Origin of the sequence: Pontibacter liquoris, assembly GCF_022758235.1 — a bacterium.
Taxonomy (GTDB): Bacteria; Bacteroidota; Bacteroidia; order Cytophagales; family Hymenobacteraceae; genus Pontibacter; species Pontibacter liquoris.
Genome location: NZ_JALEBG010000001.1, coordinates 2,872,922 through 2,892,805 on the forward strand (window position 1 = coordinate 2,872,922; position 19,884 = coordinate 2,892,805).

Annotated in this window: 15 protein-coding genes; 9 read left to right on the top strand and 6 right to left on the bottom strand. The window is 53.2% G+C overall.

Going from position 1 to position 19,884, the window contains the following annotated elements; translation table 11 throughout:
* Positions 1-19 precede the first annotated feature (19 nt).
* Both LWL52_RS11905 and LWL52_RS11910 read right to left on the bottom strand, forming a co-directional pair.
* Entirely contained in the window at positions 20-757 is a 738-nt protein-coding gene (locus LWL52_RS11905; RefSeq protein WP_242920077.1) for an SDR family oxidoreductase, read from the bottom strand.
* A 366-nt stretch (positions 758-1,123) separates the two neighbouring features.
* The gene (locus tag LWL52_RS11910) at positions 1,124-1,324 is read right to left on the bottom strand and encodes a hypothetical protein (RefSeq protein ID WP_242920079.1); all 201 of its coding nucleotides are present in this window, start codon (positions 1,322-1,324) and stop codon (positions 1,124-1,126) included.
* Between the two features lie 406 nt (positions 1,325-1,730).
* Between LWL52_RS11910 and LWL52_RS11915 the strand changes: the two genes are divergently transcribed.
* Positions 1,731-2,573 carry a phosphatase PAP2 family protein gene (locus tag LWL52_RS11915; protein ID WP_242920082.1) on the top strand — a complete coding sequence of 281 codons (843 nt, stop codon included), beginning with the start codon at positions 1,731-1,733 and terminating at the stop codon, positions 2,571-2,573.
* A gap of 12 nt (positions 2,574-2,585) precedes the next feature.
* Here the strand turns inward: LWL52_RS11915 and LWL52_RS11920 are convergent, their stop codons facing one another.
* Positions 2,586-3,716 (bottom strand): PQQ-dependent sugar dehydrogenase, encoded by a 1,131-nt coding sequence (locus LWL52_RS11920; RefSeq protein ID WP_242920085.1) that lies wholly within the window; start codon positions 3,714-3,716, stop codon positions 2,586-2,588.
* Positions 3,717-3,920: 204 nt separating this feature from the next.
* The gene (locus LWL52_RS11925) at positions 3,921-6,182 is read right to left on the bottom strand and encodes a Tex family protein (protein ID WP_242920087.1); all 2,262 of its coding nucleotides are present in this window, start codon (positions 6,180-6,182) and stop codon (positions 3,921-3,923) included.
* A gap of 362 nt (positions 6,183-6,544) precedes the next feature.
* Between LWL52_RS11925 and LWL52_RS11930 the strand changes: the two genes are divergently transcribed.
* The 5 genes from LWL52_RS11930 to LWL52_RS11955 all read left to right on the top strand — a co-directional run bounded on the left by LWL52_RS11930 (position 6,545) and on the right by LWL52_RS11955 (position 13,974).
* Entirely contained in the window at positions 6,545-6,772 is a 228-nt protein-coding gene (locus tag LWL52_RS11930; protein ID WP_242920089.1) for a hypothetical protein, read from the top strand.
* Between the two features lie 152 nt (positions 6,773-6,924).
* Entirely contained in the window at positions 6,925-8,286 is a 1,362-nt protein-coding gene (locus LWL52_RS11935; protein WP_242920091.1) for a neutral/alkaline non-lysosomal ceramidase N-terminal domain-containing protein, read from the top strand.
* 689 nt (positions 8,287-8,975) lie between these two features.
* Positions 8,976-12,614 carry a T9SS-dependent M36 family metallopeptidase gene (locus tag LWL52_RS11940; RefSeq protein ID WP_302467790.1) on the top strand — a complete coding sequence of 1,213 codons (3,639 nt, stop codon included), beginning with the start codon at positions 8,976-8,978 and terminating at the stop codon, positions 12,612-12,614.
* Positions 12,615-12,912: 298 nt separating this feature from the next.
* Entirely contained in the window at positions 12,913-13,134 is a 222-nt protein-coding gene (locus LWL52_RS11950) for a hypothetical protein (RefSeq protein WP_242920093.1), read from the top strand.
* Between the two features lie 279 nt (positions 13,135-13,413).
* The gene (locus LWL52_RS11955) at positions 13,414-13,974 is read left to right on the top strand and encodes a hypothetical protein (protein ID WP_242920095.1); all 561 of its coding nucleotides are present in this window, start codon (positions 13,414-13,416) and stop codon (positions 13,972-13,974) included.
* An 89-nt stretch (positions 13,975-14,063) separates the two neighbouring features.
* Here the strand turns inward: LWL52_RS11955 and LWL52_RS11960 are convergent, their stop codons facing one another.
* On the bottom strand, positions 14,064-14,534 hold the full coding sequence (locus LWL52_RS11960) for a peroxiredoxin (RefSeq protein ID WP_242920097.1): 471 nt from the start codon (positions 14,532-14,534) through the stop codon (positions 14,064-14,066).
* A gap of 417 nt (positions 14,535-14,951) precedes the next feature.
* On the opposite strand from LWL52_RS11960, the gene LWL52_RS11965 reads away from it, so the two are divergent.
* Positions 14,952-16,280 (top strand): MptA/MptB family glycosyltransferase, encoded by a 1,329-nt coding sequence (locus LWL52_RS11965; RefSeq protein WP_242920099.1) that lies wholly within the window; start codon positions 14,952-14,954, stop codon positions 16,278-16,280.
* Position 16,281: 1 nt separating this feature from the next.
* Here LWL52_RS11965 and LWL52_RS11970 read toward each other — a convergent pair whose 3' ends face one another.
* A complete protein-coding gene (locus LWL52_RS11970) occupies positions 16,282-16,962 on the bottom strand; it encodes a DUF2461 domain-containing protein (RefSeq protein ID WP_242920101.1) in 681 nt (226 codons plus the stop codon).
* 211 nt (positions 16,963-17,173) lie between these two features.
* Here LWL52_RS11970 and LWL52_RS11975 point away from each other — a divergent pair, with 211 nt between their 5' ends.
* Positions 17,174-18,331 carry a L,D-transpeptidase family protein gene (locus tag LWL52_RS11975; RefSeq protein ID WP_242920103.1) on the top strand — a complete coding sequence of 386 codons (1,158 nt, stop codon included), beginning with the start codon at positions 17,174-17,176 and terminating at the stop codon, positions 18,329-18,331.
* Between the two features lie 164 nt (positions 18,332-18,495).
* Entirely contained in the window at positions 18,496-19,860 is a 1,365-nt protein-coding gene (locus LWL52_RS11980; protein ID WP_242920105.1) for an NAD-dependent succinate-semialdehyde dehydrogenase, read from the top strand.
* Positions 19,861-19,884 lie beyond the last annotated feature (24 nt).

Genomic DNA, 19,884 nt, shown 5'->3' on the forward strand with positions numbered 1-19,884 from the left:
TCTCGCCAGCTGCTATTGGTTAGCGGGCGTTCATCTGCCGGAAAATTTCGTCTATTTCCTGGCGTGATGCTTTCCGGTTCCGCTCGCTTGTGCCGTAACCGATTTCCTGCTCCCCGTTCTCCAGGCCTTGTATCATGGCATCGGCAAAGTCGTTTAGCGGCGCGCCAAACGTATGCAGCCCCGGGCCTCCCAGGTCAGTATTAACAGCTGGCGGCACCAGCTCGATCACCTTTATACTTGTATGCGCCAGCTGTTGCCGTAACGACATGGTAAACGAATGCATGGCGGCTTTAGTAGCACTGTAAATAGCTGCAAAGGCGCCCGGCACAAAGGCAAGTCCCGAGGTTACGTTCATGATATAGGCTTCCGGCTGCTGCTGCAGCAAAGGCAGTAACAGCGCCGACAGGTGAATGGGTGCTTCCAGGTTAATAGCAATTTCCTGCTGGTGCGCTTCCCACGCCTCGCCAATATCGGCCACGGCCACCCGCCGCTGAATGCCGGCATTGTTGATGAACACATTCAGTTTCGGGAATTCCTGCTTCACCCAACGCGCCAGCGCCACCCTGTCTGCCGGATCACCCACATCACACACGCGGGTGTGCAGCGTTGGGTATTGCTGCCGGACCTGCTGCAGCTTTTCTTCCCTTCTGCCACAGATAATCACTTCGCTTCCTGCTTTCAGAAACCGCTCTGCCAGGGCAAAGCCTATCCCCGATGCGCCGCCGGTTATTAAAACGGTATTTCCTGCTAACTTCATTTCGTTGCTTGCTTTATGATGTAGTATGACCTATTCGGTTTACGCACATCCGCTATACCTGTTTATACGGGGCCGGCTAAGGTGTGCGCCCATGCTGATAACTAGCCCCTAGCAGCAGGAGGCATTTTCAAGTGGCGTTATTCAGTGTTGCAGAAAGGAGGATGTGCAGGAGGAATCTGTAAAGCCCGGAAACAGCACGGCCCTGCATCTGCAGGGCCGTGCTGTAAACAAAACTAAAACTAAACAAACTAAACCTATACTTAACAAAAGCGATTGGCTAAAGGCGCATCCGGCATATGCAGGTTGTGAGGGTTTTTACATTATCCTATCAGGGATAACTCCGAAATTTAAGGATGCTTTTGCCCCTTAGCGGGTAACATGAGCAGGATTTTTACGGGTTGCAGGTGCTGAATTGGTGCTTTTGTCCGGTGCTTTTGCCGGTAACGAGCTGTTGTGGTATGTGCCAGTACTGCTATCGATGCTGGGGTGTGCCGAAACTCCTTCGTTAAAACTTGTAAAAGCCAGGCCAATTGCCGCTGCCAACAAAATAGACAATCTGATTTTCATAGCTCATTTTTATATATCAAATATAATATATAAAATTTAAACTATACAAATGAAGTATAAAAAATATATCTGTTTTGTTCTATATTCTAGCAGTGTCTTCTTTTTTCCGATGATGCTTTCGTTTTGCGGCTACCCGCTTTACCTCGTTCAGCTGGAGTTTCCCCGGTGCTTCCGCCTTCTTTTTCCTGCTCAACTGCATGGTTATACCGGTAAACAAGCGTTTGCTTGCAAAAGTGACCAGCAGGTAACGTGGCTATAAAAAATACCTTCCGTGCAGGAAGTTCAGTCCGATCCTCCTGCTCCTAATATCGCTCGGTTAAAATTTAATGCGCTTTTATATAGGATTTTGAACTTATTTACAGCCGGTATAATTCATCATATTAAGTATAAGCTAACCTGTCGTTCGATGAAGCTGTTTGTTTTATTGCTGGTGCTCCTGCTTCAGTTGCGTGTAAACGCCCAGTCGCTGGAGGCTTCGCCCGCCGGCTTGCCTCTTATCCTACCTGGCACCTCAGTACAAACAGTTGCCCTCCCCGATTCGGTGGACCCTAAGCCGGCCAGCCGTAAATTTCTGCATACTGCAGCGCTGGCAACAGCGGGCGCCGGCCTGTGGCTGGCTACGTTTGCCCTGGCCGACGAACCGGTTCAGCAATTCACACAAAGTCACCAGACCAAAGTAGCCGATGCCATTTCGAATGTAGTGGAGCCGCTGGGGCACTCGGCCAACATGTCGCCATTTGCCGTGGCCGCACTGGCGGGCGGACTCGTGCTCCGCAAACCCAAGCTGACAAAAGTGGGCGCTATTGCCCTGGGAAGTATAGCGGCCAGCGCTACCATCACCGATATTGCCAAAAACTCTTTCCACCGGCACAGGCCAAGTGCCACCACCGAAAACCATGTTTTTGATGGGCCGCTGAAAGAAACGGATAATACCTCACTGCCATCGGCGCATACGACGGCTGCTTTTGCAGTAGCCACTTCTATAGCTACCGTTTACGGCGACCATCCGTATGTAGCCCCTGTTGCCTATGGCGTCGCCACGCTGGTTGGTTTGTCGCGCATCAACGACAATGCCCATTGGACGACCGATGTGATCGCGGGAGCGGCAGTGGGTTATTTTTCAGCCAAAGGCGTGAGTGCCCTGTACAAACTAGGCGAAGACCGGCTGCACCTGCGCCGGCAACGGCTGCTGGTAACGCCGCAGCTCAGCACCCGTTCTGCGGCACTCAGCGCTACACTGACCTTTTAACGCAGGCAGCTGCTACTTACCGCCGGTTAAGCGATATATTTTGCCTTTATCCCCGTACCGCACGACCAGCAGCTCTCCATTTGGGTCCACCCCAAACGAGGAGATCGGGAAACCGGCTGTCAGCAGCAATTTATTTCCGGTGGCCTTTCCGTTCTTATCTACCGTCAGCGCCCATACTTTGCCACTCACATAATCACCGTAAATATAGCTGCCCTGCAGCGCTGGCAGTTTAGTACCCCGGTACACATACCCGCCCGTAATAGAGGCGCCCTCGGCATGGGTATACTCGTGCACCGGCTGGATAAGACCAGCTTTATCGCAGTTTTTGGATGGCTCGTAGCAGGCTGTACCCTCCATAATGCGCCAGCCGTAGTTGCCTCCTTTGCGGATGATATCCACTTCCTCTATTTCGTTCTGCCCCACGTCACCCGCCCAGAGCGTACCTGTTTTGGTGTCGAAGCTGAGCTTCCAGGGATTGCGCATTCCGTACGCATAAATTTCCTCTTTAAACCCCTGCCTATTACCGGCATATGGGTTGTCGGAAGGGATGCCATACTTGTGGCTGCCGCTGGTAGTGTTCACATCGATGCGGAGAATCTTGCCAAGCAGTTTCGTTCTGTCCTGGGCATTGTTCTGCGGATCGCCGCCACTGCCGCCATCTCCCACGCCAATGTATAAATAGTTATCCGGCCCAAAGGCTACTTTACCGCCGTTGTGGTTGCTGTAAGGCTGGGCAAAGGTAAGCAGCACCACTTCGCTGGCCGGGTCTGCCTGCGTGGTGCCGGGCTTTGCCGTGAACCGGGAGATGCGGGTATGCAGCGGCTTTCCGGAAGTATAGTTCACATAAAAATAGCCGTTTTTGCGAAAGTCCGGGTGAAAGGCAAGTCCCAGCAAACCGCGCTCGCCGCCGGACACTACCCGGTCGGTGATATTGAGGAATGGCTTTTTCCCGCTACTCGAAATGCTGTAAATGATGCCCTCCTGCGCGACGGCATAAGTTTGGTTTCCTTCGGAAATTAACTCCGTCGGGTTATTTAATTCCAGGCCGGGATATACTTCTTTTAAAGTATACTGTGCCTGTGCCGTGCAGGCACTTGCCATCAGGAAGAAAGCAGAAAACAGAAGTTGGCAGTATTTTCTCATAGGACAAAGCAGGTTCTTAGTAAGTAAATGCATCGGCAGGAGCATCAGACCTTTTGTTTTCAGCTAGTTATACGGTGCAAACAGAATTCCTTTTATCGTTTACAGGAAAGTGCCCTTTTTGTTCAAATTAACAAAAAAGGCAGCCGCTGCAATGCAACGGTTGCCTTTTTTGTATAATGCAGCAACAGGTGGTTAGGCCCGTACTTATTTAAACATGCCTTTCAGCTTGGCCAGCTTCGCCTGGAAATCATCCATCGGCTCTTCCTCCTTCTTGTTTCCGCCTTTGTTATTGCGGTTAGCGCCTCCGCCAGTCGGTTTGGCAGCAGCCGGGTCGCCTTTCATACTTAGAGAGATGCGCTTGCGCGCTACGTCTACTTCCAGCACCGTTACTTCTACCTTCTGCCCTACTTTTACAGCCTCGTGCGGGTTGCTCACAAAGCGATCCGACAAATGGCTCACGTGTACCAGGCCGTCCTGGTGCACGCCTAGGTCCACAAAAGCGCCGAACGCCGTGATGTTGGTCACAATGCCAGGAAGCTTCATGCCGGCGCGCAGGTCTTTGATCTCGTTTACGCCTTCGGTAAAGCTGAAGGCCTCAAAGGTCTGGCGCGGGTCGCGGCCCGGCTTGGCCAGTTCGCTCACAATATCTTGCAGCGTGGGCAAGCCTACGGTTTCGGTTACATACTTCTTCAGGTTGAGCTGTTTGCGCAGTTCCTCCTTCTGCATCAGGTCCTGCACGGTAACACCCAGGTCTTTGGCCATCTGCTCCACGATCGGATAGCTTTCCGGGTGCACGGCCGAGGCATCGAGCGGGTTTTTCGCGCCGCGGATGCGCAGGAAGCCTGCAGCCTGCTCATAGGCTTTATCGCCCAGGCGCGGCACCTTCTTCAGCTCAGTGCGGGTTTTAAACGGGCCGTTCTGGTTGCGGTACTCCACAATATTTTGCGCCAGTGCCGGTCCAAGACCGGACACATAAGTGAGCAGCTGCTTACTGGCCGTGTTTACCTCTACACCCACGGCGTTCACGCAGCTCATCACCACGTCATCCAAAGAGTGCTTCAGGGCAGACTGGTCCACGTCGTGCTGGTACTGGCCTACGCCGATGCTTTTGGGGTCGATCTTTACGAGTTCGGCCAACGGGTCCATCAAACGGCGGCCGATGGAAACAGCGCCGCGCACCGTCACGTCTTGGTCGGGGAACTCCTCGCGGGCCACATCCGAAGCAGAATAGATTGAAGCGCCGCTTTCGTTTACCATCACTACCTGCACTGAAGCCGGTAGTTTCAAGCTCTTGATAAAGCTTTCGGTTTCGCGGCTGGCTGTACCGTTGCCAATGGCGATGGCTTCCACTTCGAAGCGGGTCACCATGTAACGCACAGCCTGAGCCGCCTCCTGCTCTTTGTGCTGGCCGGTGTGCGGGTAAATGGTTTCGTTGTGCAGCAGCTTGCCCTGCTTGTCGAGCACCACGGATTTCACACCGGTTCTAAAGCCCGGGTCGAGTGCCAGTACCGTTTTCTGGCCCAGCGGCGAGGAGAGCAGCAACTGGCGCAGGTTGTCGGCAAATACCCGGATGGCTTCTTCGTCGGCACGCCGTTTGGAGCTCAGGCGCACTTCGGTTTCCATACTTAGCTTGAGCATGCGCTTGTAGCAATCCCGTACAGCCAGGCGCACCTGCTCCGAGGCAGCATTGTTGCCCTGCACAAACATGTCTTCGAGTTTGGCAAGCGCCGCTTCATCTTCGGGCTGCGCGCTCAGCATGAGCACCATCTCGGCTTCGCCGCGGCGCATGGCCAGGATGCGGTGCGACGGCGCTTTCTCGATCGGCTCCTCCCACTCAAAATAGTCTTTGAATTTCTGTCCTTCTTCTTCTTTGCCCGACATCACGCGGCTCTTGAACACGCCTTTCTTTTCAAAGAGCTGGCGCATGGTAGCACGGGCTTCGGCGTTCTCGTTCATCCATTCGGCCATGATGTCGCGGGCACCGGCCAGGGCTTCGGCAGCATCTTTCACCTCTTTTTCTTCGGAGATAAAAGCAGCCGCTTCGGCGTCCACATCAAAATTTTCCTGCCTGAAAATGCGCTCGGCCAGGGGCTCGAGTCCTTTTTCGCGGGCAATGGTGGCTTTGGTGCGGCGCTTTGGCTTGTAAGGCAAGTAGATATCTTCCAGCACGGCCATGGTTTCGGCGGCATTGATCTGCGCTTCCAGCTCGGGCGTGAGCTTCTCCTGGTCACGGATGGATTTGAGGATGCTTTCGCGGCGCTTGTCCAGTTCCCGGAGCTGCTCCATCCGGTCGCGGATAGCGGCAATCTGCACTTCGTCGAGCGAGCCGGTCGCTTCTTTTCGGTAGCGGGAAATGAAAGGTACCGTAGCGCCTTCATCCAGCAGCGAGGCTGTGGCCTCTACTTGCTTAATGGTGATTGAAAGCTCGGAGGCGATCTTTAAAAGGTGTTCTAAATTTGGTTCCATTATAAATTCAGACTAAAGTCGAAGGAGAAACGCTCCGGATAACCTGCCGGTGCTTAACCGATACAGCCGTTGTTCCCGCCCCGTGATACAAACAAGTAAACAGATAACCTCAGGATGCTGAGAACGTCAAATTTAAAGGTTATTGCTTTAATCCGGAAACAAGTAGCCCTCGGAAATGCAGTATCCGGCCTAAATAGCCAAACAAAGCAGAAAACAAAGAAGCCGTACGGCCGCCGGAGCAGTTTACAGGCCGCACGCGCGCGTACCCGGAAAGCAGCCCGTGTTACAGGCGGTTGAAGAAGGAGGCATGTTGGAACGGTGGATTCAGAATGGAACCGGGAAGTGCCTGTACCTGAAACAGGATGAGCACACAGGTTTGCGGAAGTATAATTACCGGCAACTATACTTCTGATTTCGTTACTAACCGGGGCTCAGGCCTTTGGGTCAGTGTCGGCAGCGGCTTTCCTGCGTTTGCGATCGATCCGCCAGAGCCGGCGGCGCACGGCCAGGTGCCTGTGATAGTCCTCGAAACTATCAGGCTGCAACAAAAGCCACATAGCGCACGCGCCGATAAAGCTGAGTATTACTAACCACCATATCATACTATAAATAAACGAAAATAAAACGTAAACTGTTTATAGCAAACCCAAAATATATAGCGTAAGCTATAACCGGTTACTTTCACGCCGCGTTTACCCGGCCAGCTTCCGGATGCCGCTGCAAATGTAGTATCTTCGCCTTCTTGAAAACGGCTATCCCATCTTATCCCTCCCTGCTGATCTGGCTTGCCGGGTTGCTGCTGCTGTGCCCCGCCTGCGTGGTGCAGCGCCTCGACCAGACGCCCTATACACAAACAGCTTATTACAAGGAAACCATCGCACAACTGCCAATGCCCGCGCCAGCCGCTACAGGCGACACGCTACAGGTGGGGTGGGCAAAAGTAAATATTACGCCTCCCGTGGGCACACCGCTGGCAGGGTATGGCAAACGCCGCGGTATGCGCTACGGGCAGGTACACGACTCGGCCTGGGTTCGCACCTTTGCCCTCAGCAACGGCAACACCACCGCTTATATAGTAGCACTGGACATGCTCATTGCACCTATGAGCGTAGAAAAGCAGCTGGCAAAGGAATATACAAAGCTTGGCTTACGCCCGGATCAGGTATACCTTACAGCCACCCACACGCACAGCAGTTTTGGAGGTTGGCAGAAAAAGCTGGCCGGCCGGCTCATGGCAGGTAAGTATAGCAAAACCGTAGTGCAGCAAACGGTAAACCACATCTTGCAAAGTATGCAACTGGCGCAACAGCGCCAGTTGCCCGCCCGCATTGGCTATGGCCAGATAAGCGCAGCGGCCCTTGTTAAAAATCGCCTCACCGGCACCACCACCAACCTTGACTCTACCTTGCGCTTTGTAAAGTTTGAACAGGCAGACGGCCGGACGGCCCTGCTTTGTACCTTTTCGGCGCATCCCACCATTCTGCCTTCCATGCAGCCAGTGCTGTCCAGAGATTACCCCGGCGAACTGGTGGATACACTGGAACATGAGGTAACTTTCGCGGCGTTTGCGGCCGGAGCGGTAGGCAGCCACCAGGCACAGCATCCGGATGAAAGCTTCGAAAGCACTGCGGCCGTGGGCCGGCAACTGGCGCAAAAAATTCTGCAGCAGTTATCTACGCTTCCCACAGCGTATACTGCTGTGCTCCGCACGGCACAGGTACCGTTGCAACTGCCCACTCCTCAGTGGCGGCTTGGGGAGCGCAAGCGTTTTGCGCCGGCGCTGTTTTATACTTTCTTTGGCCGGTATACTGCCTTTATCAGCTCGATGCAGGTGGGCAATACTATCCTGCTGGGCGTACCGGCTGATTACTCAGGAGAGTTTATGCCCCGGTTGGCGGAACAAGCTAGGCAGCAAGGACAAGAGGTGCTTGTAACCGGATTTAACGGCGGGTATGTAGGCTACCTGATTCCGGACAAACACTACGGCTTGCACAAGTATGAAGCCCGCGCCATGAACTTTTACGGCCCGCACAGCGGCAGTTACGTTACAGCTGTTTTGCAACAGGTGCTCACCCGTTTCTCCCCTGCTGCCCGGAACGATTAATTAACGCAGGTTGCGCTTACCCCAATCCTCCTAAAACGAGCATCACCTCCTCTTTTGCGAAAATCCTACTCCTGGGAGGTCTTTAATGAATTTACATTTGCACAGCACTTGATAAGTGCAACTTACGTTCGTTTCATAGCATTACGCGGATCGTTCAGCATTTTTTTCTGAGCTGAATAGTATAATTTTTAATATTTATGAAGGCCTTATCTTGTTGTACAATCCCCTACCTAAACCAAGCAAACCACATTACCACTACATTAACATAACACAATTTTTTATTTTTATTTTAAAATATGTAAAAAAACAACAAATATAACTTTCCTTTGTTTCTATTCACCAGGCTTACTTTTCTATTTAGCGTTTAAACAATTACTTAGAAGTCTGCCACAGCTGCCAGGTAGTGCCGAAATTGGATTTATCTTCATTAGGGTGCCTCAAATAAGTGCTAAACAGCGTCTAATTCTATTCTGTTGCCGATATCCGGCTTTTATTCATTCCCGTATCTAAGTCATTGCTGAGGCAGAAAGTAATATTATACTTTGAATCGAACTGCATTTTTCAGGGAGATACCTTTTCTTCAGCAAAGTACCTGACTACAAATATTGCAACACCCTGCTTTCAATCTTTATTATCGATTACCCAATTAAATAGCGCTATGTAACACTTCTAAATCTAACCTTCAACTTATGAAACGAAATGCTTTGTACAATTTGCTCAGCCTGCTGAGCTTGTTCCTACTCCTGCTGCCGCTCACGGCAAATGCGCAGTCGGCCCTGCAGACTGCCTTACGCCACATCGACGAAACCAAAAAGGACTATAAACTAAGTGCTGCCGATATTGCTGATTATGTGGTAACAGACCAGTATGTGAGCAAAAACAACGGCATCACGCACCTCTACCTGCGCCAACGCTTCCAAGGCATCGAAGTAGAAGGAGCCAACATCAACATCAACATAGACCGTGACGGCAATGTTATTAACATTGGCAACCGTTTTATCCCGAACCTGCAGGGGCTCATTAAAAGCAGCCGAGCTTCGTTGTCGCCTGAACAGGCAGCCCAGGCAGCCGCTTCCCACCTGAAACTGAAAGTACAGAAGCCTATTGCGGTAAAAGAAAAGAAAGCGCCCACGGCCAAGCTTCCGGCGGCAGCCAAGGCGGTGCTGCTCAGCGACGGGGGCGTTTCCCTCTCTCCTATCCCGGCTAAACTAACGTACCAGCCCCTGCCTGACGGCAGTATAAAACTTGCCTGGGAAGTAGGCATTTACACGACCGATGCGCAGCACTACTGGCAGGTGAAGGTAGACGCTGCCTCGGGCAATGTGCTGCAGCAATCGGACCTGGTGGTGCATGATACCTGGGGACCCGAAGTAGTGACCGATGCCGCTGTAGCGAACGCCCCTGCGGCGAAAGCCACTATGGCTTCCCGCACGAAAGCTGCGGAGCTAAAAGCCCGGCAAGCCATATACAAACAGTTGTTTGCGCCACAGACCCAGGCAGCCGCCGCTACGGCAGCGCCGCTTTTGGCCACCAGCGGCACGTACCGCATCCTGGATGCGCCTTTTGAAGCACCTAACTTTGGCGAGCGATCGCTGGTAACAACAAAAGAAAATGCGGCTGCCTCACCCCTGGGCTGGCACAACGATGGCCTTGTATCTTACACTATTACCAAGGGCAACAACGTGCATGCCTACGAAGACCGCACTGGCGCCAATGCCGGTACCAGCCCGGATGGGGGCCTGAATTTGACTTTCGACTTCCCGATTGATTTTGCCAAAGAGCCCGATACCTATGTAAAGGCGGCCGTGACCAATTTGTTTTACTGGAATAACCTGATGCACGACGTCTTTTACCAGTTTGGCTTTGACGAAGTAAGCGGCAACTTCCAGCAAACCAACCTGACCGGCGCCGGTCAGGGACTGGATGGTGTAATGGCAGAAGCACAGGATGGCGGCGGCACCAACAATGCCAACTTCCTGACCTTGCAGGATGGCATTCCGGGCCGCATGCAGATGTATTTGTGGTCTTCGTCGCTGCCTGCCGAGCTGCTGCACATCGATGCACCGGCTTCTGTAGCGGGTGCTTACATTGGCGTGCAGGCAGGCTTTGGTCCGGCCATTGATGCCACAGGTGTGGCCGGCAAAATCGTGCTGGCCGACCCTAGCAACGGCTGCAGCGGCCTACCGGCCCTGCCAAAAGGCTCCGTGCCAGTGCCCTTCACGAATCAGGCGGCCATACTGGGCAACATCGCTTTGATAGACCGCGGCGAGTGCACGTTCCAGGAGAAAGCGCTAAATGCGCAGGCTTCCGGCGCCACAGGCGTGATCGTAGTGAACAATGCCGATGGAGAGCCAATCTCGATGGGTGGCGATGAAGTGGGCGCGGGTATCCTGATCCCGGCCATTATGATCAGCAAAGCCGATGGCGTCAAGCTGAAAGCTGCCCTGGCGCAAGGCTTAACGGGCGCTTTACGCCGCGACGGTGGCGTGCCGCCCCTTCGGGATGGTGACCTGGACAACGGTATCATTTCGCACGAGTACGGCCATGGTATTTCTACCCGCTTAACAGGCGGCCCCAGCACGCAATGCATCAGCAACGCCGAACAGGGCGGAGAAGGCTGGAGCGATTATTTTGCACTTTACATGACGATGAAGCCCGGAGATACCGGTTCGCAGGGCCGTGGGATTGGCACCTATGTGCAGTCGCAGGCACCTACCGGCCTGGGCATTCGTCCGGCCCCTTACAGCACCGACATGAGTATCAACCCTTATACGTATGGCAACATCAAAAACCCGGAACTTGCCGAAGCGCACGGGGTGGGCTTTTTGTGGGCCACCATCTTATGGGAGCTCAACTGGAGCCTGATTGAGGAGTATGGCTACGACCCGGATATTTACCACGGAAAAGGCGGCAACAACCTGGCCCTGCAGCTGGTTATGGACGGTTTGAAGCTGCAACCCTGCAGCCCTGGTTTCATAGACTCGCGCGATGCCATACTGGCTGCCGACAAGATCAACAACGGCGGCGCCAACCAATGCTACATCTGGCGGGCATTTGCCAAACGCGGCCTGGGCTACAGCGCCACACAAGGCAGCAGCGATGACCTGCTGGACGGTACCGAGGCATTTGATATGCCCCCAAGCTGCAACCCGCAGCTGGCCATCGACCTGAGCGCCAACCCAACCCCGGTGGTAGACGGACAGGTGCTTACCTACAACATCGCCGTTAAAAACAATACCGCTAGCGCCTTGTCGGGTGTGGCCATCAGCAGCCTGCTGCCTGCCGGAACCACTTTTGTGCAGGAATCAGGCAAAGAGGCGCCGAAGCTCTCCGGAGGCAAAGTAACTTTCAAGGACCTGAAAATGGCCGCCGGCGAATCGGTTACCAAATCCTATAAAGTAACCGTGAAAAAAGGCGATGGCACGAACGTCTTCTTCCAGGATAACATGGAAAATGGCGGCACGAAATGGAAAACGGCGCATGGCCTGGGCCTGAGCGACTGGCAGCTGAACACGAAAAACCCACACAGTGGCAAAACCGCTTGGTTTGCCGTAGATCCGGATGCTATCAGCGACCAGTACCTGCGCTTTGCAACACCGGTAACTGTGGGCGAGAATACCTTGCTGCGCTTCTGGCACAGCTATGCTTCGGAGGCCGGCTTCGATGGCGGCGTAGTAGAGATCAGCACAAACAGCGGCCTGACCTGGACCAACCTGGGCGATAAAATGATCCAGAACGGGTATAACAGCCAGATTCCGCTGGAGAACGCCTCCACTATCAACGGACCCGCCTTTACCGGTGGCAGCAACGGCTACATCCAGACAATTGCAGACCTGAGCAGCTACAAAGGGCAGAAAGTGCTGATCCGCTTCAGAATGGGTTCCGATATTCTGACAGGGGCAACAGGCTGGTATGTGGATGATGTAGAGATAGTTTCTAACCCGACCACCGTTACTGGCATCGCTTCCGTTACCACCAAATGGGGCGGCAATGCTTCGGACACGCTTGAAACCATGGTGCTGAAAGCCGGCACGCTGGCAACAACGCAGGTAGCTAATGCCGTGATGCCTGTCCAGCAAGCCACACTCCTGTACCCGAACCCGGCCCAGCAAAACGTAAAACTGCAACTAGCCAGCGGCATTACCGGAATGGTGGATGTGCAGGTGGTAAACGTATTTGGCCAGCAAGTGATGCAGAAACAGCTACAGGCTGCCGAAGCCCGCAACGGGGCTGTGCTGGCGCTGGATAAGCTGACCAATGGAATTTACTACGTGACTATTACAGCAAACGGAAAATCAGAAACGCAGAAACTAGTCATCCGGAAGTAGCACAGCAAAGTATATCCAGCAAAAGCCACTCCCCTCTCGGGAGTGGCTTTTGCTGGATATACTTTGCCGATAACAGGGCCGGGTAAAAGGGGCAGCATAGTTGTTTTAGCGATGCTCCATCAGAGCCGGAGGCACTTGATTAGGGTAAAATACTATTCAACCATACCAAATTATCAAATAATCCAATGCTTATCTTCAAATAGTAATAAACAAATTGGCTTCTACGGCTGTTAAACAAGTATACCTGCCGTACTGACGCAGGAATGTGAAACTTAAGATGAGAATGATGGAGGCGATAATGGCAATGATACCAAATATGATTTTCCTGGGTATGGTGGTCCTGTACCTGACACTGCTCAGCTTTATGCTGACGTGGGTATACTTTGATGCAGAGCAGCGCGGAATAAATGGCTGGGTGATTGTTTTATTCACTTTTTTATCCGGAACCCTGGCCGGCATACTGGGCTGGCTGCTACTCAGGCCAAAACTGCAACCGCAACCTATACCCGTTCGGAAATAAGCTAATTAACGAAAAGATTCTTTTAAGCGACAGCCGAAGGAAAGTATAAACGCTTTCTCTTCGGCTGTCGCATTTTTATGCCTGCAGGCCGGGCAAAGTATAACAGCCATAGCGCAGCAGCCTTTATACCATACCCCAATCTTTGCCGGAAAGGCACGGGCCCAGCGCTAAATATTTTGGCGGCATGCAACCCTTCTGTGCGTTCAAGGGTCGTGTTGATGATTCGTTCTTATTTTGAATAAACAATTTTATACCTTTATCTCTACCCTTTCTACTTTTATGAAAAGATCTTTAAGTGTTGGTTTCGCCCTGCTGCTGGGCACCGTGCTGTTCTCCTCCTGCGATACCTGTGATCCGGCCACGATCACGCCGCTGCAAACTGGCGATGAGGCCTGGCTAACGTATGAGCGCGGCGATACGATACGCTTTATCAACGAAACGAACCAGCCTGTTACCTACCTCTGTGTGGATTTATCCGGCGGCAATGTGCCTGCCGTGGGGTATGAAGGAGAGAAGTGCATCGCTAAAATGGATACCCAGGCAGGCGCTATTATCCAGGATACCAAAAACAAATACCTGGCTATGGGCACTTTCATCACACGCAGGCCCGAGAACTTTACCCTGCAGCTGGCAGTAGAAAACCGTGGCACCTGGGAAGTAGATGAAAACAACCCCAAATACCCAACACTGCAGGTAAACGGCGTTAATTATAACAATGTGTTTGAGGTAAAGCTGGACAGCACCAAAGCAAGCGATCTGAAACGCCTGCTCTATAGCAAGGAAAAAGGCTTTATCAGTGTGGAATATTACGATGGCAAAAAGCTGCTGAAGCAACCCTAAGGCAAATTGATCTATAACCAGAAAGGCCGGCTACTGAAGCCGGCCTTTCTGGTTTAAAGCCTAAGCATCCATTATACTTCTCTTCTACTTTATACTGCTGCTAGTTCCTGCAGCATTTTCAAGGCGTTGTGCACATGCTCCAGCGGCTTCGTCATGGAGTTAAAAATATAGCGCACCGTGCCGCTTTTATCGATGATGTAGGTAACGCGGCCAGGCAGCAAACCCAGCTTGCGGGGCACGCCGAATAGTTCGCGGGTGCGCCCTCCCACATCGCTCAGCAGCAGGAAAGGCAACTGAAAAGCCTGCTCAAAACGCTGATGCGACGCCCTGCTGTCTGAGCTGATGCCAACTACCTCCGCTCCATGTTCCCGGAACACTTCATACTGATCCCGAAACTCGCAGGCTTGCTTGGTACATCCCGGCGTGTTATCTTTTGGGTAAAAGTACAGGACCACGTTGCGTTCTTTCAACAGGTCGTAGAGGCGAAACAGGGTTCCATCCTGGCGCTGCAGTTCAAAGTCAGGGGCCTTGTCGCCTACTTTTATCGCATTATCTTTCATTGTTGTAGCTGCTTTTGTAAGTATAACCCGCCGCGGGCTATAATGTTATGGCTGTAAAGGAACAGCCTTCCGGTCGAAATGCCAAATAAGTCCAATATACGTGCCGTCAGCCGCAGGCAAAGCCTTTTCCCTCCCAGACTCTTAAATAGGTTTTGAACTTATTTCACCGGTTTTTTTTTCGGGATTCCTCAGCCGGAAAGCGCCTAAAAACATTTGAAATTTGGGCCCGCCACGTGAGGTGAAAACATGCTTTGCTGAACCAAAGTATATGTACCTTACCGAAACGGAAGCGGCTGCCTGCGCCATACTATGCCAGGCCATATGGGTTGGAAAACAGGGTAAAAAGGCATGCATTTACGTTCGCATGCGTTGCTTCCGCATCGCTTAAAATCATGCCGTTTATCCTGGCCAAGTAACATGAAGCCTTTAAAAAGCAACTTGCTCCCTTATATTTTGCTGCTGCTCTCGGCTGTGGCCTACGTTGCGCTGGGTTATGCTACGCAGCGTACCAGCTTTACGCAACTGCTGCTGTTGTATGGCTTTTGCTTTGGCGCTTATGTATATCTTATCAACCAGAAACTGCCCCTGTGGCTGGGGCTGGGAGCGGCCATCTTGTTCCGCATCCTACTGCTCTTAGCCCTGCCGGCCCTATCCGAAAACTTTTACCGCTATGTATGGGATGGGCGTCTATTGGCTGCCGGCATAAACCCCTACCTATACTTGCCCGCGCAGCTGTCGCGACCACTACCGGCAGGCCTTACCGAGAACCTGGTCCAACAGCTGCCTTCTGCACAGGTATACAGCACCTATTTGCCGGTGCCGCAGGCAGTATTCTGGCTGGGGGCCAGGCTGTTCCCGGCAAACCTGTTGGGCAGTGTGGTCGTGATCCGTTGCGTGCTGCTGCTGGCCGAGGTCGGCAGCCTGTTGTTGCTGCTGCGGCTGCTGCGCAAAATGGCTCTGCCTGAAAAATACCTGCTGCTCTATGCCCTCAACCCGCTGGTTATTCTGGAGCTCACGGGCAACCTGCACCTGGAGGCGCTGCTGATCTTTTTCCTGCTGCTGGCCCTGCTCCAGCTGTTCCACCGGCGGTTGGTGCTGGCGGGCATTGCCTTTGGCCTGGCAGTAGGAGTTAAGCTGTTGCCCCTGTTGTTTCTGCCCTTTATACTCCGGCGCCTCGATCTGAAAAGGTTTATGCTTTTTGGGGGCGTGATGCTGGTAACGGTGCTGGCGCTGTATTACCCGCTGGCCACTGCCGGCATGGCACAGCACCAGCTGCAAAGTATACAGGCATACTTCCACCACAATGCGTTTAATGCCAGCGTGTATTACATGCTGCGCTGGCTGGGTTTCCGCCTGGCCGGCTATGACCTGGCTGGTAGTCTGGCACCGCTCCTGGCGGCTGTTACCCTGGGCGCCGTTTTGTCCATGGCCTCTGTTAAGCGGTTGGGCTCCACGCAGCGCCTGATGGGCTACATGGCCGCTGCCCTGGCCGTATACTTTTTTTTAGCCCCATCGGTGTACCCCTGGCACCTGACGACGCTGCTGGCCCTAACCGTGGTGAGCCACTTCCGGTTTGCCGTGGTCTGGTCGGGGCTGGCCATACTTGCGTATGCAGCGTACCGCAGCCCGGCACATCAGGAAGATGTGCTGTTGCTTACGCTGGAATATATGACGGTTTTGCTGTGGCTGGTAGTTGAGTTATACCTCTACCGTAAGCGCCGCCAGCATGCCAACCTGGCCACCTGAGCTAGTTTCCTACTTCACGGAGCGGCGCCAGCAGAAATTCATTTAATGGTTGGATGGCCCGGAAGCCGTCCAACACTGCCTGCATAAAATCATCTCCCAGCACCACCTTGTCGGGCAAAGGCATCACGGCGTTCCAGCTTTTAAAGCGCAGGTAATGGATGGCCGGGTTCTCTTTGTCGTAGCCTTTAGGTGTGGTTTTGAGTTGTTCGCCCTGTATGGCGCCAAAGCGCTTTTTAAAATCCGCAGCCTCCACTATACTTGTAAACGCATCCAGGTTATAGTCCAGCTCCTGCCGGACGGCTTTTAGCTGCTCTGCCGGCGGAAACCACAGCCCCCCGGCCAGAAACGAATTGTTACCTCCTGCCAGGTGCAGGTAATAACCCGGCAGAATGGATTTGCGCCCGCCTTCGGCTACGTAGGCGCCAAAATGATCTTTGTACGGCCGCTTGTCGTTGGAGAAACGCACATCCCGGTAAATACGGAAGACCAGGTCTTTGCCCTGCTGGCCCCGTGCCGCCGGTTCAAAATGCTGCATTTCCTGCAGCAGCTCATCCAGAAACGTAATGTAGTTCTTTCGGGCAGCATCGTAGCGTTTCTTATGTTCGCCAAACCACTCGCGCGTATTATGGGTTGCCAGGTCGGCCAGAAAGGCAAGGGTGCTTTTATCTATTGTTGCAGCCATATCGGGTTGTTTGCTATACTTTAAATGATGTCTTTTCCTGCTTTATACTTGCCGAATCCGGCATCAGGCAGAACAGCACCGGCAGGAGACGGCACGTTCCTCCTCTCAACAAACTCAGGCAAAATTAGTTATAAAGCGGCACATACCACAGACCCCATCGAATTCCGTACATAGAAGCAAGCTTGCTTTCTACTTTCTTGCGATGGTGCCTTTGTGGATTTTTGTACTCTGCCTCGTCAGTACACCCCTGCTCTACGGCCAGGCCCTGCCTGCGCCTGCCGTGGTCCTTGATGCCCAGCAACAACGTTTCCTGCAGGTTATCGCCCAATATGAGAAACTGGCCGAAGCAAAGACCTGGCATACTTTCCCGGATACCCTGCTTTTAAGGCCGGGAGATAAAAATAGTTTCGTGCCGCTGCTCCAGGAGAACCTGGTGCTGGCCGGCGACTTGCCGGGAGAGAAAAAGAGTGAAAATTCAGTATACACGCCGGCAATTGAAGCCGCTGTAAAACGCTTTCAGCAACGGCATGGCCTCCGGGCCGACGGCTATATGGGGCCGCAAACCGTCCGGGCGATGAATATCCCGCCTTACCATCGGCTGTTACAGTTAGAATGGAGCCTCACCCGTTGGAATGCCGCCTCGGTGCATCTGGCGCAGCCGTATGTATTGATCAACATTCCGGACTATAGCCTGCAGGTAATAGACAGCAACCGCACCCTGCTGCACATGGCCGTTATTGTGGGCAAACCTTCTCTGCCGACCTACCCGGTGGCTAGTAAGCTAAACATGGTGGTGCTCCGCCCCGAGTGGAATGTGCCGCGCTCCATTGCTGTAAAAGAGCTTTTGCCCATCCTGCGGCGCAACCCCGGCTACCTGTCGCGCAAGCACATGCAGCTGCTAAAAGACAGGAGCGATGGCAGTGCTGTTCGCTTAAATCCCTGGCGCATAAACTGGAATAACATCAACAGCAGCAATTACAACTTCCGGATTGTGCAACTGCCTGGCAGCGACAACGAGCTCGGCCAGGTAAAGTTCTTATTTCCCAACCGCGTGGCCCAGTACATGCACGACACGCCGCATAAAGCCTTGTTTCAGACTTTCCCAAGGGCCTACAGCCACGGGTGCATGCGCCTCGAAAAACCTATACAGCTAGCCGATTACCTGCTAAAGAAAAGCTTTGGGTACAGCGATGCTGATGTTGCCCACCTCATTGCCACGTCTAAACCCAACAGCTACATCCGCCTGCGGCAGCCGTTGCCTTTAGTGATCGTGTATATGACGGCCTGGGCAGATGAGCACATGCAGGTGCAGTTCCGTGAAGATGTGTATGGCTGGGATAAAATACAGCCTATCCTCCATATAAAATAGGTTATACTTGCAAGCGGTTGCGCTTACAACTTGTTTTAACCTACGGCCCCTGGTTCACAAAACCGTATGAAATGCATACTTTGGTTTCGGCAGGCAGCGTGAAAAACAGCAACAACATACTTTGAGCGCCGTTTCTAATAAATTTACAGCACAACAAAAACAACATGGGCATAGTAACAATAAACCCGGCTACCGGCGAGCTGGTCAAGACATTTGAACCCCACACGCCTGAAGAAGTAACCCAGAAGATCCAGAGGGGGGAAAACGCTTTTCAGCAGTGGAAAAAGGTAAGCTTTGACGAGCGGGCAAAATGCATGCAGCAGCAGGCGGCTATTTTAGAGAATGAGGCAGAGAAGTATGGCCGCATCATCAGCCTGGAAATGGGCAAGCCGGTAAAGGATGCCATTGCCGAAGTAAAAAAATGCGCCAGTGTATGCCGCTACTACGCTGCCAACGCAGCTGACTTCCTCAAAGACGAAGAGATCGACACCCGGGCCTCCAAAAGCCTGATTGCCTTCGAGCCCCTGGGCATTGTGCTGGCCGTGATGCCGTGGAATTTCCCCTTCTGGCAGGTATACCGCTTCCTGGCCCCGGCACTGATGGCCGGTAACGTTGGCCTGCTGAAGCACTCTTCTAACGTGCCGCAATGCGCCCTGGCAATTGAAGAGATTGTCCGGAAAGCGGGCTTTCCGGACGACGTGTTCCAGGCGCTGCTCATCGGCTCCAAAGACGTGGATGCCGTGATTGCGCACCCGCTGGTAAAAGCCGTGACCCTGACTGGCAGTGAGGCTGCCGGCTCGAAGGTAGCCGAAAAGGCCGGGCAGGAGATAAAGAAAACCGTGCTGGAGCTGGGGGGCAGCGATGCCTTTATTGTGCTGGAAGATGCGGACCTGGAGCAGGCCGCCACCTTCGCGGTAAAATCGCGAATGGTGAACACTGGCCAAAGCTGCATTGCTGCTAAACGGTTTATTGTGGTGGAAGCTGTCGCCGACGAGTTTCTGAAGCAAATGAAGGAAAAGATGGCGAACCTGAAAACGGGCGATCCGCTGACCGAAGACTGTGACTACGGGCCCATGGCCCGCAAAGACCTGGCCGTGGAGCTGGAGCAACAGGTGCAGGACTCCGTTAAAAAAGGCGCCCAAGTGGTGCTGGAAGGCGGGCGCACCGACACGAACAGCGCCTACTTCAAACCCATGATCCTCAAGAACGTGGCGCCCGGAATGCCTGCCTACGACGAGGAAATGTTTGGCCCGGTAGCAGCCGTTTTTATCGCCCGCGACGAGGAAGAGGCTATCCGCATTGCCAACGACTCGCGTTACGGGCTGGGCGGCGCCGTGTGGACCACCGACAAAGAACGCGGACTACGTGTAGCGCGCCAGGTAGAAACCGGCGCCATGTTCGTGAATGCCATGGTCGCCTCATCTCCCGAAATGCCTTTCGGCGGAATCAAAAAGTCCGGCTATGGCCGCGAGCTCTCCTACCTGGGCATCCGCGAATTTGTAAACCAGAAAAGTATCTGGGTGGAGTGATTGGTTTGATGATGTGGAAATTTG